This window comes from Pseudomonas sp. R4-84 (assembly GCF_054130985.1).
Genome location: NZ_CP096390.1, coordinates 3,096,181 through 3,112,752 on the forward strand (window position 1 = coordinate 3,096,181; position 16,572 = coordinate 3,112,752).

Consider the following 16,572-nt stretch of genomic DNA (forward strand, 5'->3'; position numbering starts at 1 on the left):
TCAATCGTCCCAACGACGGAATAACACGCTGGCATTGACGCCACCAAAACCGAACCCATTCGACAGTGCATGGGTGATCGGCATTTTCCGGGCCTTCAGGCCAACCAGATCGAGGCCGTTGGCTGCCTCGTCGGGATGCATCAGGTTCAGCGTCGGCGGCACGACCTGATCACGCAGCGCCAAAACCGTGAAGATCGCTTCGATGCCGCCGGCCGCGCCCAACAAGTGGCCAGTGGCTGATTTGGTAGAAGTGATCGCCACGCCTGCGCCCGCGCCGCCGTTCGTGCCAAAAACCGCGCGGATCGCCGCCAGCTCACCGGCATCACCCACCTGGGTGGACGTCGCGTGGGCATTGATGTGCTGCACTTCGCTGGGGTTGAGATCTGCCTGGCGCAACGCCTGCTCCATGGCGCGGCGGGCGCCGTTGCCATCCTCCGGGCCCGCGGTCAGGTGGTAGGCATCGGCGCTGGTGCCATACCCCACCAACTCCGCCAGGGGCTTGGCGCCCCGGGCCAGGGCGTGTTCCAGCGACTCGATCACCAGCAACCCGGCGCCTTCGGCCATGACGAAGCCGTCGCGCTCCCGATCGAACGGCCGCGAGGCCTCTTGTGGTCGCTCGGCAAATCCCGTGGACAGTGCCCGCGCCGCCGCGAAGCAGCCCAACGTCACGCGGTCGATCGCCGCCTCGGTGCCGCCGCAGATGGCAATGTCCGCCTCGCCACTCTTGATCAGCCGAGCGGCATCGCCAATGGCTTGTACGCCGGCAGCACAAGCGGTAACGGGCGCACCTAGCGGCCCTTTGAAACCATGCCGGATGGACACCTGCCCGGCCGCCATGTTGGCCAGGAAAGCCGGCGCGGTGAACGGCGACAGTCGACGTGGACCGCGAGCATCGGTGGTGCGCACCGCATCGGCAATCGTGGCGAAACCACCCACGCCCGAAGAAATGATCGTGGCAGTCCGCTCCTGATGGACGGGATCAACAGGATGCCAGCCCGCCTGCTCCAAGGCTTCGTGAGCCGCCACCAGGGCGAACTCGATGAAGCGGTCCATCTTCTTGCGATCCTTGGGCGCGATGAGGCGCTCCGGGTCGTAACCGGCGATACCGTCCTCTTCCAAGGTCGGCACCTGCCCCCCCACGGCGACGCCGGTCCCGTCGGTGATGTCGGCGGACAGGTTGCGAATGCCGGATTGCCCGGCCAGCAAGCGCTGCCAGACCTCTTCCACCCCGCAGCCCAGCGGGCCGACGATGCCTACGCCAGTGATGACGATGCGTTTTTGACCTTCGCGATTTTTCATGAAGCCCTCTTCGTATCAGGACGGATCTTGAACCAGATGGAATACATCGCCGGCAGGAACACCAGCGTCATGATGGTGCCGACGAACGTGCCGCCGATCAGGGTGTAGGCCAGCGTGCCCCAGAACACCGAATGTGTCAGGGGGATGAATGCCAGGATTGCCGCCAGTGCCGTGAGCAACACCGGCCGTGCACGCTGCACCGTGGCCTCGATCACCGCATGGAACGGATCGAGCCCTTCGTTGGCGTTGTGATGGATTTGCCCGATCAGGATCAGCGTATTGCGCATGAGAATGCCCGACAGGGCGATCAGGCCGACCAATGCATTGATACCAAATGGCTGATTGAAAATCAGCAATGTCGGCACGACGCCGATCAGCCCCAGTGGCGCCGTCAAGAACACCATGATCATCGCCGAGATCGAGCGCACTTGCAGGATGATGATCAGCAACGTCAAGGCGACCATGATCGGCACCAGCGGCACGATGGCCTTGCCGGCCTTGCCCGACTCCTCGATGGCGCCCGCCTGCTCGATCCGGTAGCCGGCGGGCAACGTGTCGATGACCGGTTGCAGTTGCTTGATGATCGCGCTGGAGACGTCCGGTGGCTGCAGGCCTTCGGCAATATCGCCGCGCACCGTCATGGTCGGCGTGCGATCACGACGGCGCAGGATCGGATCTTCCATGCGCACATCCACCTCGCCGACCTGGGACAGCGGAATGCGCTGGCCTGTCGCGCCCACTAGGGTGAAACCTTCGATCCGCGCGGGGTCGAGGCGGATGTCACCGGCGGCGCGGCCGATCACCTGCACCGAACGGATGTCCTCGCGCACTGCCGTGATCGGCACGCCGCTGAGCAGAAATTGCAATTGCTGGGCGACCGCATTGGACGTCAGCCCCACCGCTTGCAAGCGGTTCTGGTCAAGATTGAAATGCAGCGTCGGCACCAAGGGTCCCCAGTCGGTGTTGACGGTCCTCATCATCGGGCTCGCCTGCATGATGCCCTGGACCTGACTGGCGATCTCGCGCAGCTTCGTCGAATCAGGGCCCATCACACGATACGCCACGGGGAACGGTGAATACGGGCCGAACACCAATTGAGTGACCCGCACCCGCGCCTCGGGAGCCAGCCCTTGGGCGATCGCTTCGCGGAGACGGAACTTGAGGGCTTCGCGTGCTTGCTGGCTGTCCGTCAGCACGACAATCTTGGCAAATGACGGATCGGGAAGTTCCGGCGCCATCGCCAGGTAGAAACGCGGCGCACCTTGGCCGATGTAGGCGGTGACGATCCGGGCCTCTTCCTGTTGTTGCAGCCAGGCCTCGACCCTGGCGGTGGTGGCGCTGGTTTGCTCGATGGAGGTGCCGTACGGCATCTGCACTTCCACCAGCACCTCGGGCCGATCCGAGGTCGGAAAGAACTGTTTTTTCACCAGGCCCATGCCGAGGATCGCCACCACGAATGTCGCGATCACCGTACCGGCCACCCACCATTTGCGCGCGATGACTCGCGTCAGCACTCGGCGGAAACGGTTGTAGTGCCGGGTGTTGTAGATGGCCGCGTGCCCGCCTTCGACCTGCTTGATGTCGGGCAACAATTTCACGCCCAGGTACGGTGTGAATGCCACCGCGACCACCCAGGAAGCAATCAGCGCGATGCCGACGATCCAGAACATGTTGCTGGTGTATTCGCCAGCGGTCGATTGCGCGAACCCGTTGGGCATGAAGCCGATGGCGGTCACCAGCGTGCCGGACAACATCGGTGCGGCCGTGTGGCTCCAGGCATACGCGCTGGCCTTGATCCGGTCGTAGCCCTCCTCCATTTTCACCACCATCATTTCAATGGCGATGATCGCGTCGTCCACCAACAAACCGAGCGCGAGGATCAGGGAGCCGAGGGTGATTCGGTCGAAATTCTTGCCGGTGGCGGCCATGACCACGAACACCACGGCCAACGTCAACGGCACGGCCGCCGCGACCACGACACCCACGCGCCAGCCCATGCTGAGGAAACAGACAATCATCACCACCAGCAGCGCGACGAAGAACTTGACCATGAACTCGCCGACCGCCGAGTCGATATTGACCGATTGATCGGTAACCTTGGTCAGCGCCATGCCCAGCGGCATGTCTTGGTTGATCTTGCTGATCTGCGTATCCAAGGCCTTGCCCAGGTCCAGGCCATTCCAGCCCTCGCGCATGATCACGCCCAATAACAACGCCTCTTCGCCACCGTTGCGCACCAGGAACGTGGCGGGTTCTTCATAGCCGCGCTCGACAGTCGCCACGTCCGACAGCTTCAGCGAGCGCCCCTGTACCACGACCGGCGTGTCGCGAATCTTCTGCAGCTTGTCGAAAGCGCCATCCAGGCGCAGGAACACCTGCGGCCCGACGGTTTCGATGGAGCCGGCGGGCGTGAGCATGTTCTGGCTGTTGAGGGCGGTAAAAATATCCTGGGGCGACACACCCAGGGTCGCCAAGCGATCGTGGGAAAAGGACACGAAGATCCGTTCGGCCTGCTCGCCGATGATGTTGATCTTCTTCACGCCTGGCACATGCAGCAGTTGTTGGCGCAGCGCTTCGGCATCACGCACCAGCCGTCGTTGCGGCTCGCCTTTGGCTTTCAGGGCGAACAAGGCGAAGGTCACGTCGGAAAATTCATCATTGACCATCGGCCCTATAACCCCGGGCGGCAGTTTGATCGCCTCGTCAGCCAGCTTCTTGCGCGCCTGGTAGAACTCTTCCTGCACTTGCGACGGTGGCGTCCGATCGACCAGCGACACCATCGTGAACGCAAGGCCGGGACGGGTATAGGTTTCCGTGCGGTCGTACCACTTCAATTCTTGCAGGCGTTTTTCCAGCGGTTCGGCGACCTGGTCTTGCATTTCCTGGGCTGTCGCGCCTGGCCAGGCGGTGATGACCGTCAGTTGCTTTACCGTGAAGGGTGGGTCTTCCGCGCGGCCGAGCTGGAAAAAAGCGAGGACACCCGCAACGGCGATCAGCAACAGCAGGAATACCGTGATGGAACGCTCGCGGACGGCGAGCGCGGAGAGGTTGAAGCTCATTGGCGATTCCCCGCAACCTTCACGTCTTGCGGTTGCGCAAGACGCACCGCCTCGCCCTCGTGCAGCAGATGGGCGCCGAGCGCAACGATCTGCTCGCCCATTTTCAGCTCGCCCAAGACCTGCGCGGCGTCGTCGCTCAAGCCGACGACCTTCACCGGACGCCAGGCGACTGTCGCCGGTTCGCCCGTGATGACCCAGACACCACTGCCTTTGCCCGAGTCGAAAATGGCAGCGATCGGAACTTGCAGTGCCTGTTCCGTCCGAGGCCCCGCGGCGACCCGGAGCGTGACCGTGGAACCCAGCGGTGCGCTGGCCAGCGCGCCCTCCAACACGTAACGCGCCTCGAAGGTGCGCGTTACAGGGTCGGCGGAATCCGACAGCAACCTCAGCTTCGCATTGACCGCCTCGCTGGCATTGCCGTACAGCGTCGCCTGGGCGACTGACCCCGACGTCGGCCGCAGGGTTTCAGGCAGTTGCACTACGGCTTCGCGCTGGCCTGCCCGGGCCAGTCGAACCACGATTTGTCCAAGAGCGACAACTTGCCCGGGCTCGGCGAGCGTTTCCATCACAACGCCATCGGCGTCGGCGAGCAGCACGGCATAACCAGAAGCGTTGCGGGCAACGTCAGCCTGGGCCTGGGCCGCGCTGAGTTGCGCCCTTGCGGTATCGGCGGCGGCCTTGATCTGGTCGTAGCCCGAGGCGGAAATGGCGCCGGCAGCGACGAGGTCTCGGTAACGAGCCTCGTCATCGGCGGTCTGCTTCGCCCTCGCCCGAGCGGCGGCGACGGCCTCCTGTTGTGCTCGCGCTTGCAGCCCCAGGTCGACAGGGTCCAGGCGCATCAGTGGCTGGCCGCGCTTGACCGTCTGGCCGGTGTCGACCAGCCGCTCGAGGACCTTGCCCGACACGCGAAAGCCCAGGTCGCTCTGGACCCTGGCCGTGACCACGCCGGTAAACGAACGTGACCGGTCGGGCGAACCCAAAACTTGCGCGACCCTCACGATGGGCGCAAGCGTGCGTGGATCTTTCTCGGTGGATGACTCGCCACACGCCGTCAGGACGAGAGGCAGCAAGCAAGCGGCAAGGGTGACAGGTCGGCGCCGGAGCATAAGGTCCCTTTTCATGAGCGGACAGGATGGAAGGCGCATTCTCATTCGAGTGACCATATCTGTCAATCGTCACGACCCTTGCACTATGACCGTCAGCCTTCAAGCCGTGTTGCGCTTAACAATTGTCCGTTAGCTCTGCCTGGAAGCCAATTGACAGCTTGTGACCATCTTATGATATGGTCACAATCCGCATCGACTCGAGGAATTTTCCATGCCACCCTTGCGCCCCCTGGCTTTTTTTCTGAGCACCGGCTTGTTGACAGGTTGCGCGGTCGGCCCGGACTACCATCGTCCCGCAGTTCCACTTTCGAGTCGTTACGTAGGCCAGCCTCTGGCCGAACAGCGGTCCGCGAGCGTTCGGGCCGACTCGATTGTCTGGTGGGAAGCGTTTGGTGATCCAAACCTCACGGTGTTTGTCACCAAGGCCCTTGAACAAAACCTGGACTTGGCGCAGGCATCGGCGCGCGTGATGCAGGCACGGGCCGGACTGGGCGCAGCGAACGCCGCTTTGCTGCCCTCGGGAAATATCAGTGGCCAGGCCGCGCGCGCCTACCAGTCGGTGGAGACCCCGCTCGGCCAGGTGCTCGATTCAACGCCTGGCTATGATCGATACGGAAGTTCCTACGAACTCAACCTCGGCGCCAGTTGGGAGATAGATGCCTTCGGCGGCCTGCGGCGTGGACGCGAAGCAGCGCTGGCGGACTACCAGGCGTCCGAGGCCGGTGCGGTCGCCACGCGCTTGGCGGTCGCCGCGCAGGTCGCCGACACCTACATCACCGTTCGTGGACTGCAGGCCCGGCTGGACATTGCAAACCGACAGGTCAGGACGCAGCAAGACCTGCTGGAAAAAGTCCAATTGCTGTCCAACAAAGGCCTCGCCGCCAGCTATCAGGTTCGCCAGACCGAGGGGCAACTGGCACAAGTCCAGGCAACGTTACCGGTCCTGCAGACCGGCCTGGATGCCGCGATGAACGCCTTGGATGTCATGCTCGGCACTCCGCCCGGCACCCATCGGCCGCTATTGGCCGAGCGTCGCGACATTCCCCTCGCCCCACAAATAACCACAACCGGAACGCCGGCGGACCTGCTACGTCGCCGGCCAGACCTGATCGTCGCCGAGCGCCACCTTGCGGCCTCCGATGCGCGCATCGGCGAGGCCGTCGCCGAGTACTATCCAAAGTTCTCCCTCAGCGCCTTGCTCGGCAGCGCCACGGCGGTGTCCGGCGGTAACTTGTTCAGTGGCGGCGCCAGCCAATCGGCGGGCGTACTGGGGCTGCGCTGGAGGCTCTTCGATTTTGGCCGCATCAACGCCCGGATCGACGAGGCCAAGGGCGAGGAAGCCGAAGCGTTGGCTGCGTATCGCCAGTCCGTGCTGCGCGCCACTGAAGACGTCGAAAACGCCTTTAGCGCGCTGGTCAATCGCGAAACCCAGGCGACCACCCTCACCCAAGGCGAAACGTCTTTGAACCAGGCCCGTCAATCGGCCTTCTTCGCCTACCAGAAAGGCACCGCCAGCCTGATCGACGTGCTCAACGCCGACGAGACGTTGCTGCAGGCATCCGATGCCCGTGCGCAAGCTCGAACGGAATCAGCACGGGCAGCGGTCGCGGCATTCCGTTCGCTTGGCGGTGGTTGGCAAGCTCCCGAGGAAGGAGCTGTGGCGACAAGGTGAACATTTTTAGAAATGGTCACTAAATAGCGGCAAGAGTGGCCATCAGCCAAAGCTCAGGGCATCAGGCTACGCAGAATGAGATTGGTCGTGAGCGTGGGGGCTTCCTCGACGAAGTCGAGGTTGTATTGCAGCAGCAAGGGGTTGACGAACGGCCGCAAGGCCAGGTGGATGGCCTCCACCGTTTCGTCCAGAGGCGTGCGTCGTTCAAACTCGCCGAGCTCACGCCCTTGGCGGATGATCTCCAGCACGAAGCTCTTGATCCGTTCGTTATACGCCTGGGAACTGGGCCAGCGCTCCGAAGCCGAGAAAGCCGCGATATCGTAGAGCTTGCGGTCGTTGAAAAACAGGTTCACGCCCGTGACCACTAATGTTTTGACCAGCCTGCGCAAGCGCTCCGTTGCCGTCAGCCCGTCTACGTTGATCGCCTCTTCCACCGCCTCGACGATCGTCGACAGGCAGTTGGCGCAGATCGCTTCGCCGATCGCCTGCTTGGAATCGAAGAACTTGTAGATGTACGCCTTGGAGAAGCCGATAGCCTTGGCCAGGTCGGAAACCGTGGTCTTGCCAAAGCCGTACTGGCTGAAATGTTCATGGGCGGCCGCGATGATCTGGTCACGAATGTCGTGATCGGCGGGTCCACGGGCGCTGGGTGGTGCGATGGATGGCTGGTTCATCGGGGCAGCTTACGCATCCCGACGGCCATTGACAACTTATGACGAAACCTGGATTTAGTCACAATCCCATCGCCCTGTCGTCTCTTGACTACCCGATTACGCGGGCATACACCGATCGATCGATATTACCGCCGGACAAAATCACCCCGACCTTCTTCCCTTCCATCTTCCCGCGCTCCTGGATAAGCGCCGCCAACGCCGCCGCGCCGGCACCTTCGGCCAGGTTATGGGTGTCGGTGTAATAGACGCGCATGGCCTCGGCAATTTCCTGGTCGCTGACCGCTACGATGCGCGCCGCGCCAGCGCCGTAGATGGCGAAGGCCTGCGCAATCGGCTTGCGCACGGCGAGGCCGTCGGCAAAGGTATCGGCCGAGGCGGTTTCGCGGATTTCACCCGCTTCAAATGACAGTTTCGCCGCCGTCGCCTCGGTGGACACCACGCCCACGACCTGGGTTTGCAAGCCCAGGGCATCACGGGCAGCGATGACCGCGCAGACCCCGGAGCCGCAGCCGATGGGCACGTAGACGGTGTCCAAGTCAGGCACGGCCTTGAACAGCTCGAGCGCGTAGGTGGCGACGCCTCTGACCAGCTCGGTATGAAACGGCGGTACAAGATAGAGTCCCTGGGTCTGCGCCAGGCGTGCCGCTTCTTCACGGGCCTCATCGAAATCGCGACCGTATTCGATCACTTCGCCACCGAAGCCGCGCATGGCGTCGTTCTTCTCGACCGAGTTCCCCTCCGGCACCACGATCAATGCCCGCAGCCCCGCCGCGCTGGCCGCCAGCGCCTGGCTCTGGCCATGGTTGCCACGGGTCGCGGTGACAATGCCTTTCGTTCGCGGATGCTCACGCTTGAGCCAATCCATGAATGTGATGCCGCCGCGGACCTTGAACGCGCCCGTGGGGGTATGATTTTCGTGCTTGACCCACACCGTGCAACCGAGGCGTTGCGCCAGCAAGGGCCAGGCGTACTGGGCCGTGGCGGGCATGACCTGGTAGACCTGGCGAGCCGCTTGTTCGATATCGTCGAGAGTCAGTGCGTACATGATGGGTCTCCTTGGGTTTCGGCCAGTCTAGCCAGGGACGCCGAAGCCGGGCTTTCAAAAAACTGACCTGACTTTTGTCCCCTCGTTTCACTACTATGGGTAGATGAGCCATCGAAACCGCCCACAGCCACCGCGCCCGACTGAATCGACCCGTCGCGTCGAGGCCGGCCCGTGGCTCATCGAACTGCTCCCCGGTAGCGCCTATTCGGCTCGATACGTTGCAACCCAGCCGGTCATCGGCTTTGCCTTCGACAGCCAGCGAGGCCTGCATGCCATTGGCAGCGACCGGGTGCAGCCGTTCTACGCCAAGCCCAACGGCCTGGCGTTCGTGCCAGCCCAGTGCGACGTGTATTCGGAGTCACCCGTTGGCGGCGAATACCTGCGTCTGGTGCGCACTGACGGCGTCGTGCTGCCTGGAGATCATGCGTTCAACAATCGCGTCGACCCACGCGCCAGCGCCCTCGCGCAACGCATGCGCAAGGCGTTGCTGCACGCTTCGGTCGAAGATGATTGGCAAGCCTGGGCCGTGGCGCTGGCCGAGCGCGTGACGCCGGGCGAACGTTCTTGCGCAACGCTCCAGGGCTCCATGACCGACAGCCGGATGCGCCTGCTCGACGAGTTCATCGATGCCGGCCTCGATCAACCGCTGGGCGTCTCGGCAATGGCGCAGTTGCTGGGATTGTCCGAAGGTTATTTCATGCGCGCCTTCAAGTTCGCGACGGGCAAAAGCCCCCACGCTTACCTGATCGACCGCCGCCTCGCCAAAGCCCGGGCGTTGATACGCGACTCATCGGCGACGTTGGCGCAAATCGCCCACGCCTGCGGTTTCAGCTCCCAGGCGCACATGACAACAACGTTCAAGCAGCGCCTAGGGGTGAGTCCGGCGCAGTTGCGCCAGATGACGAGTGGCGTTTGACGCCCTTGACTTAATGGTCCAGTTTTTAAAAGAAGCCAAGACAGCATCCCGTTCATTGATCAGAGGGCCACTGCCGCCTATGAATGAGGCACGAAGGAACTCCCCCGCTATTCGTCGTTGGACACCCCAGTGCCGTTGATCCCTCTGGTTGTGTGCGATGACTCCACCATGGCGCGCAAGCAAGTGTTGCGTGCGCTGCCGCAAGACTGGCCGGTTTCAGTCACCGAGGCGGTCAATGGCCGCCAGGCCATGGATGCCATACGTCAGGGCCTCGGCCATGTGGTGCTGCTCGACCTGACCATGCCGGAAATGGATGGATACCAGGTCCTGAGCGCGTTGCGCGCCGAAGGCCTCAAGGCGCAGGTCATCGTGATTTCCGGTGACATCCAGGATGAGGCCGTGCGCCGCGTCCTTGAGCTGGGCGCGTTGGCCTTCCTGAAAAAACCGTTCGATGAAAACGAACTGCGCCAGACCCTCAACCGCGTGGGACTGTTGAGCCAGCCCGCTCAGGCGCCGCCGCAGAACCGAGCGACACCGAACACGGCCATCAGCTTCCAGGACGCGTTCCGCGAAACGGTCAACGTTGCCATCGGCCAGGCCGCCGCCCTGATTGCCAAAGTGCTGGGGGTTTTCGTGCAACTGCCGGTGCCGAACGTCAACGTACTCGAAGTCGGCGAATTGCACATGGCCTTGAACGACGTCGGCGGTTCCCAGCAACTCACGGCCATCTGCCAGGGGTTTATCGGCAGCGGGATTGCCGGCGAAGCCCTGCTGATCTTCCATGATTCGGAAATCGCCGATATCGCCCAGTTGATGCAGCGCGAAAGCGCCGACTATTCAGACCTGGAGATGCTGGTGGACCTTTCGAGCATCCTGATCGGTGCGTGCCTGAGCAGCATCGCCGAGCAGATAGATGTGGTGTTCTCCCAAGGCCATCCGCAGGTCCTCGGCCAGCATGCGGCCATCGAGGAATTGATCCGGGCAAACCGCGTCCATTGGAAAAAAACCCTCGCGGTGGAGATCAGCTACGGCCTCGAAGGCCAGGATATCCGCTTCGACCTGTTACTGCTGTTCACGGAGGATTCCATCGAGCGGCTGACCCACAAACTCGCCTACCTGATGAGCTGAGCCATGACCGACTCCATCGATCTGAACGAATTCCACTGGTTGCTGGCCATCGTTCAGAGCATCGACGTCGGCGTGGTGGTGCTCGACCGTGAGTACCGCGTTCAGGTCTGGAACACCTTCATGGAGAACCGCTCCGGCGTCCAACCCAAGGACGCCCAGAACCGGAATTTCTTCAGCCTGTTCCCGGAAATCGACCGCCAATGGTTCAGCCGCAAGGTGGAAAGCGTCGCGACCCTGGGCACCCCCGCCTTCACGGTCTGGGAGCAGCGCCCGTACCTGATGCGCTTCAAGAGCTACCAACCGATCACCGGCCAGGAAGAGTTCATGTACCAGAACACCACCTTGCTGCCGCTGCGCTCGCCTGACAACCGAATCAACCATATCTGCCTGGTGATCTATGACGTCACCGACGTCGCGACCAATCGCCATCAGATCCAGGCCGCCAATGCACAACTGCAATTGCTCTCCAGCACCGATCGCCTGACCGGCCTCTATAACCGCGGTCATTGGGAAGGCACCCTGAAAGCCGCCTACGCCCGCCATCAGCGCTATGGCAACGCCCTGAGCCTGGTGATGCTGGACATCGATCATTTCAAGCAGGTCAACGACACCTACGGCCACCAGGCCGGCGACAAGGTGATCGAACAGGTTGCCGCGCTATTGCACGAGCACGTACGCGAGTCCGACGTGGCCGGGCGCTACGGGGGCGAAGAGTTCGGCGTGGTGCTGTCGGACACCGACCAGGCCGGCGCACGGATTTTCGCAGAGCGCCTGCGCAAGGCTGTCGAACAATTGTTGGTGCAGTACAACGGCCAGGAGATTCGGTTCACCATCAGCCTGGGCGTGGCCGACCTGAGCACGCCGGCGAACGACCACGCCGAGCTGATCGCCCGGGCCGACCAGGCGTTGTATACATCGAAGAAGACAGGGCGCAATCGCGTGACGGTGCATGGCTAAGGACGGCACCGAACCCTATCGCGAGCAAGCTCGCTCCCACAGGGTCATGTGCATGCCGTTATTTGGCGAACAACTGACTCATGTCCTTGAACGCCTTGAACTCCAGCGCATTGCCGCAAGGGTCGAACAGGAACATCGTCGCCTGTTCGCCCACCTGCCCCTTGAAACGCACGTAGGGCTCGATCACAAATTGAGTGCCCAAGGATTTCAGTCGCTCGGCCAGCGCTTCCCATTCAGCCCACCCCAACACCACGCCAAAATGAGGCACCGGCACATCGTGCCCATCCACGGCGTTGCTGTGCACGCTTTCCTGGGACGCGGTCTTGGGGTGCTCGTGGATCACCAACTGGTGACCGTAGAAATTGAAATCGACCCACTGCTCGCTGGAGCGGCCCTCCTCCAACCCAAACACTTGGCCGTAAAAAGTACGGGCTGCCGCAAGGTCATAGACCGGAATTGCTAAATGGAAAGGCGAGACGCTCATCGGGACTCCAAAGATTCAATCATGGGATACGCAACCGCGCGTTTGCCCATCGTAGGCGCGGGAACCGAACAATAAAATCAATATAAATTTCTTAGAAAGACCATTAATCTTTATCAATGATCAAAGAACTCAAGACCCTCATTGCCGTCGCGCGTGAAGGCACCTTCGCCGCAGCCGGGCACAAGATCGGCCTCACCCAGGCGGCGGTCAGTGCGCAGATCCAGCGCCTGGAAGCCGAGCTGGGCTTCGAGCTATTCGACCGCAAGGGGCGCACGGCCCACCTCAACAAGCGGGGCCACCAGGTTCTCCTGCAAGCCCAGGAACTGCTTCGCCTTTACGAGAGTCTCGGCTCCGCCACCCCCGGGCTTCCCGCCAGCGTGCTGGTGAACATCGGCGCGATCGCCTCGGTCCAGCGCTCGTACCTGCCGGACGCTCTCGCCAGGTTTCACCAGCAATGCCCGCAGTGCCGCACACGCATCGTGCCGGGCCTGTCGGTGGAATTGATCAATCTGGTGGACGCCGGTGAAATCGACATGGCCGTGATGATCCGCCCGCCGTTCTCGCTGCAAAGCGATCTGCGCTGGACCACCCTGGCATTGGAGCCTTATCGGCTGATCATTCCCCGTGCAATGCCCGGCGAGGATTGGGCGGCGCTGCTGTCCAGCCAACCCTTCATCCGTTATGACCGGTCCTCGTTCGGCGGCAGGCAGGTCGATCGTTTCCTGCGGCAGATGCATTTCACGCTGCGGGAAGTGTGCGAACTGGATGAACTGGACGCGATCATCAAACTGGTGGAAAAAGGCGTCGGTGTCGCCCTGGTGCCGCAGACGTCAGCCCATCAGCCGTGGCCCAAAGGCGTGCGGGCCCTAGACCTGGGGCCACACACGTTTCATCGGGACATCGGCCTGATCCATCGGTCGCGACAGAGCCTGGCCGACCCCGTTGCGATTCTTGCCGAGCTGGTCATCGAGCAGGCAGGCACGCCCGCAAGCGCGTCAGGTGTCGCAGACCCGAATAGGATTGGCGGCACTACTTACCCTTGAACGCTTCCCGTATCAATCCGCCTGCACGGTCACCTGACGCTGCTCACCCAATCCTGCAATCCCGAGGCGCATGGTCTGGCCCGGCCGCAGGAACACCGGGTTGGGCTTGATGCCCAGCCCGACACCCGGCGGCGTGCCGGTCGAAATGACGTCGCCCGGTTGCAGGCTCATGCACCGGCTGAGGTAGGCGATCAGTTGCGGCACGCTGAAGATCAGCGTCCGGGTATTGCCGTTCTGATAGCGATGCCCGTCGACTTCCAACCACAGGTCCAGCGTATGCGGGTCTGGGATCTCATCCTTGGTCACCAGCCACGGCCCGAGAGGGCCGAAGGTGTCGAAGCCTTTGCCTTTGTCCCAGGTGCCGCCACGTTCGAGCTGCCATTCGCGCTCCGACACGTCGTTGATGACGCAATATCCGGCGACGTGCTCCAGGGCATTCGCTTCGTCGATGTAGCGCCCGCCTTTGCCGATGACCACGCCCAGCTCGACTTCCCAGTCGGTCTTGAGCGAGCCGCGGGGGATCTGGATATCGTCATTCGGCCCGCAAATGGCACTGGTCCATTTGTTGAAGATGATCGGCTCTTTTGGCACCTCCATGTTAGATTCGGCGGCATGATCGGCGTAGTTCAAACCGATGCAGATGAACTTGCCGACCTGCCCGACGCACGGGCCGATCCGAGGCTGGCCGGTCACCACCGGCAAGCTGTGCGGGTCGATGGCCGCGAGTCTGGCCAGGCCTTCCGGCTCCAGGACGTTGCCGGCGATGTCCGGCACATGGCCCGACAGGTCGCGGACCTGATGGTCGTCATCCAGCAGCCCGGGCTTTTCCGAACCTTTTTCGCCGTATCGCAACAGTTTCATGAAGTGCTCCTGTTCAAGTGAAAACTCAAAGGCTCATGCCGCCATCGATCACGTGCACCGCTCCCGTGGTGTAGGCGGACGCGTCACTGCCCAGGTACAGCGCCAGTTGCGCGATTTCCTGAGTGTTGCCAATGCGCCCCATGGGCTGACGGTCAAGAAACTGCCGGTAGACCTGTTGCACATCGACACCCTGCTGCGCGGCCTGGTCGGCAATGCGCTGGCGCAGCGATGGTGAATCCACGGTGCCGGGGCAGATCGCGTTGCAGCGGATCCCCTGGCTGACGAAGTCGATGGCGACAGATTTGGTCAGCCCCACCACCGCTGCCTTGCTGGCAGCGTAGGCGAAACGATTGGGCACGCCTTTGACACTGGACGCCACCGACGACATGTTGATGATCGACCCGCCACCCCGCGCCAGCATGCCTGGCAGGAACGCACGGATCATCCGGTACATGGCCGTGACGTTGAGGTCCATCGAACGCACCCAGGCCGCTTCGTCGCAGTCCAGGATGTTGCCGCTGTGCACGTAGCCGGCGCAGTTGAAGAGCACGTCCAGGCCGCCGATCCAGTCGCGGACAGCCTCGATGGCGCTGGCCGAGGTGACATCCAGGGTGACCGCCGTCACCCCTTCGATGCCCGCCAATGCGCGCGTATCGATGTCACTGGCAAACACCTCGGCCCCGGCCTGGGCGAAGGCCACCGCGCTGGCGAGGCCGATACCCTGCCCGGCCGCCGACACCAGCACCCGTTTGTTCTGCAGGCTCATGCGGTCTCCAGTTGCGTTGCCGGGACTGCGCTTTTTGGTGCCCTAGCGAGCATCGAGGCCGGAATGGCCAGGATCAGCCCGCCACTGACCAACAGGCACAGGGCCAGGACATACGTACCATTGTTGATATTGCCGGTAAGCGTCTCGGCCACGGCGGTGATCATCGATCCGGTGAAGCCCGACAGGTTGCCGATGGCGTTGATCATGCCGATCCCGGCAGCGGCAGCGACGCCCGACAACACGGTGCCCGGCAGGGTCCAGAAGATCGGCATCAGGCTGAGGATCCCCGAAGCGGAGACGCTGAGGAACAGCACCGACAGCACCAGGTTATCGGCGAAGAACGCACTGAGGATCAGCCCGGCGCCACCGATGAAGGCTGGAATCGCCGCGTGAAGGCGCCGCTCACCGGTGCGGTTGGAGTGCCGGGCGTTGAGCAGCATCGCCACGACGGCCACCGAATAAGGGATGGCGGTGAGCAAACCGATGTGCAGGCTGTTGGTGATGCCGGTGCTCTTGATGATCGAAGGCATCCAGAATGCCAGGCCATAGAAGCCGGTGTTGAAGGTCAGCAAAATCAACACCAGCAACCACACCCGAGGGTTGAAAAACACCTCGCTCAAGCGCGACGCCTTGCCCTGGTTGTCGGTTTGCAGGTTGGCCTTGAGCATGGCTTTTTCTGCTGCCGACAGCCACTTGGCCTTGTCGATGTTGTCGGCCAGGCAGACGACTACCACGAAAGCCATGATGATCGAAGGAATGCCCTCGATGATCAGCATCCATTGCCAGCCGGACAGGCCTTGCACGCCCTGCATGCTATTCATCAGCCAGCCGGACAAGATCCCGCCGAGGGTCAGGCTGACCGGCAAGGCCAACAGGAACCCGGACATCACCCGGCTCTGCCGGTGGGTCGGAAACCAGTAATTGAGGTAAAGGATCACGCCCGGGAAAAAGCCCGCTTCACAGATACCCAGCAGGAAACGCAGCACATAGAACATAGTGCTCGATTCGATATGGAAGAACGCCGCCAGCGGCACAGTGTAGGCCACCGCCATGGAGATCACCGCCCAGCTGAGCATGATCCGGGCGATCCAGAACCGCGCGCCAAAGCGATGCAGCAACAGGTTGCTGGGGACTTCGAACAGGAAATAGCCCCAGAAAAACATACTGGCGCCCAAGGCATAGACCGTGTTGCTGAATTGCAGCTCGTTGAGCATGTCGAGCTTGGCGAAACCGATGTTCACCCGGTCGAGGTAGGCCGCCATGTAGCACAACAGCAGGACAGGCAGGATTCGCCAGATGACCTTGCGGTAGGTCCGGTCCTCGAAATCGAGTCCGCCGGCGGAAGCCTGGGCGGGCGAATGCTCGGAGATGGTTTGCATGAGGTAACCCCTGATTGTTTTTATTGGGTCACGTCGAATGAGCGAGTCATCCGGCGATTGAACGAGGACTCTACTGTCGGGAAGCGATTCTTTCCCAATGGCATTTTTGGATTAGTTGATAACCCAGTGTTATCAGAAATCGTAGGGCTACTGCGTTGCCCAGCGGGAGCAAGCTCCCTCGCC

At 62.3% G+C, this 16,572-nt stretch carries 14 protein-coding genes; 5 read left to right on the forward strand and 9 right to left on the reverse strand.

Going from position 1 to position 16,572, the window contains the following annotated elements:
- Genes fabF through M1D68_RS13900 form a run of 3 tightly spaced genes read right to left on the reverse strand, consistent with a single transcriptional unit; the run spans window position 1 to window position 5,464 of the window.
- Window positions 1-1,299 carry a beta-ketoacyl-ACP synthase II gene (gene fabF / locus M1D68_RS13890; RefSeq protein ID WP_457967158.1) on the reverse strand — a complete coding sequence of 433 codons (1,299 nt, stop codon included), beginning with the start codon at window positions 1,297-1,299 and terminating at the stop codon, window positions 1-3.
- Complete coding sequence (locus M1D68_RS13895) at window positions 1,296-4,358, reverse strand: efflux RND transporter permease subunit (RefSeq protein WP_457967160.1); 3,063 nt, start codon at window positions 4,356-4,358, stop codon at window positions 1,296-1,298. The genes fabF and M1D68_RS13895 overlap by 4 nt, the downstream gene beginning before the upstream one ends.
- On the reverse strand, window positions 4,355-5,464 hold the full coding sequence (locus M1D68_RS13900) for an efflux RND transporter periplasmic adaptor subunit (RefSeq protein ID WP_457967162.1): 1,110 nt from the start codon (window positions 5,462-5,464) through the stop codon (window positions 4,355-4,357). Before M1D68_RS13900 ends, M1D68_RS13895 begins: the two co-directional genes overlap by 4 nt.
- 211 nt (window positions 5,465-5,675) lie before the next feature.
- On the opposite strand from M1D68_RS13900, the gene M1D68_RS13905 reads away from it, so the two are divergent.
- Window positions 5,676-7,136: an efflux transporter outer membrane subunit gene (locus M1D68_RS13905; protein WP_457967164.1), complete on the forward strand. Its 1,461-nt coding sequence runs from the start codon at window positions 5,676-5,678 to the stop codon at window positions 7,134-7,136.
- Window positions 7,137-7,189: 53 nt separating this feature from the next.
- Here the strand turns inward: M1D68_RS13905 and M1D68_RS13910 are convergent, their stop codons facing one another.
- A complete protein-coding gene (locus M1D68_RS13910) occupies window positions 7,190-7,810 on the reverse strand; it encodes a TetR/AcrR family transcriptional regulator (protein ID WP_420763708.1) in 621 nt (206 codons plus the stop codon).
- 88 nt (window positions 7,811-7,898) lie between these two features.
- Window positions 7,899-8,855: a threonine dehydratase gene (locus M1D68_RS13915; RefSeq protein WP_457967166.1), complete on the reverse strand. Its 957-nt coding sequence runs from the start codon at window positions 8,853-8,855 to the stop codon at window positions 7,899-7,901.
- A gap of 103 nt (window positions 8,856-8,958) precedes the next feature.
- Between M1D68_RS13915 and M1D68_RS13920 the strand changes: the two genes are divergently transcribed.
- The 3 genes from M1D68_RS13920 to M1D68_RS13930 all read left to right on the forward strand — a co-directional run bounded on the left by M1D68_RS13920 (window position 8,959) and on the right by M1D68_RS13930 (window position 11,856).
- On the forward strand, window positions 8,959-9,771 hold the full coding sequence (locus M1D68_RS13920) for a helix-turn-helix transcriptional regulator (RefSeq protein ID WP_457967168.1): 813 nt from the start codon (window positions 8,959-8,961) through the stop codon (window positions 9,769-9,771).
- A 129-nt stretch (window positions 9,772-9,900) separates the two neighbouring features.
- Window positions 9,901-10,899, forward strand: coding sequence for a response regulator (locus M1D68_RS13925; RefSeq protein WP_434706530.1), 999 nt, complete (start codon window positions 9,901-9,903; stop codon window positions 10,897-10,899).
- Between the two features lie 3 nt (window positions 10,900-10,902).
- Window positions 10,903-11,856, forward strand: a complete 954-nt coding sequence (locus M1D68_RS13930) for a sensor domain-containing diguanylate cyclase (RefSeq protein WP_434606072.1) — start codon at window positions 10,903-10,905, stop codon at window positions 11,854-11,856.
- A gap of 58 nt (window positions 11,857-11,914) precedes the next feature.
- On the opposite strand, the gene M1D68_RS13935 is transcribed toward M1D68_RS13930, so the two are convergent.
- The gene (locus M1D68_RS13935) at window positions 11,915-12,340 is read right to left on the reverse strand and encodes a VOC family protein (RefSeq protein ID WP_457967171.1); all 426 of its coding nucleotides are present in this window, start codon (window positions 12,338-12,340) and stop codon (window positions 11,915-11,917) included.
- Between the two features lie 116 nt (window positions 12,341-12,456).
- On the opposite strand from M1D68_RS13935, the gene M1D68_RS13940 reads away from it, so the two are divergent.
- Window positions 12,457-13,383 carry a LysR substrate-binding domain-containing protein gene (locus M1D68_RS13940; RefSeq protein WP_434647772.1) on the forward strand — a complete coding sequence of 309 codons (927 nt, stop codon included), beginning with the start codon at window positions 12,457-12,459 and terminating at the stop codon, window positions 13,381-13,383.
- A gap of 12 nt (window positions 13,384-13,395) precedes the next feature.
- Here the strand turns inward: M1D68_RS13940 and M1D68_RS13945 are convergent, their stop codons facing one another.
- From M1D68_RS13945 to M1D68_RS13955, 3 genes are read right to left on the reverse strand one after another with little or no spacing between them, the layout of a single operon-like run.
- The gene (locus tag M1D68_RS13945) at window positions 13,396-14,244 is read right to left on the reverse strand and encodes an ureidoglycolate lyase (protein WP_434606079.1); all 849 of its coding nucleotides are present in this window, start codon (window positions 14,242-14,244) and stop codon (window positions 13,396-13,398) included.
- Between the two features lie 25 nt (window positions 14,245-14,269).
- Complete coding sequence (locus M1D68_RS13950) at window positions 14,270-15,010, reverse strand: SDR family oxidoreductase (RefSeq protein ID WP_434559201.1); 741 nt, start codon at window positions 15,008-15,010, stop codon at window positions 14,270-14,272.
- Window positions 15,007-16,389 carry an MFS transporter gene (locus M1D68_RS13955; protein ID WP_457967174.1) on the reverse strand — a complete coding sequence of 461 codons (1,383 nt, stop codon included), beginning with the start codon at window positions 16,387-16,389 and terminating at the stop codon, window positions 15,007-15,009. The genes M1D68_RS13950 and M1D68_RS13955 overlap by 4 nt, the downstream gene beginning before the upstream one ends.
- Window positions 16,390-16,572 lie beyond the last annotated feature (183 nt).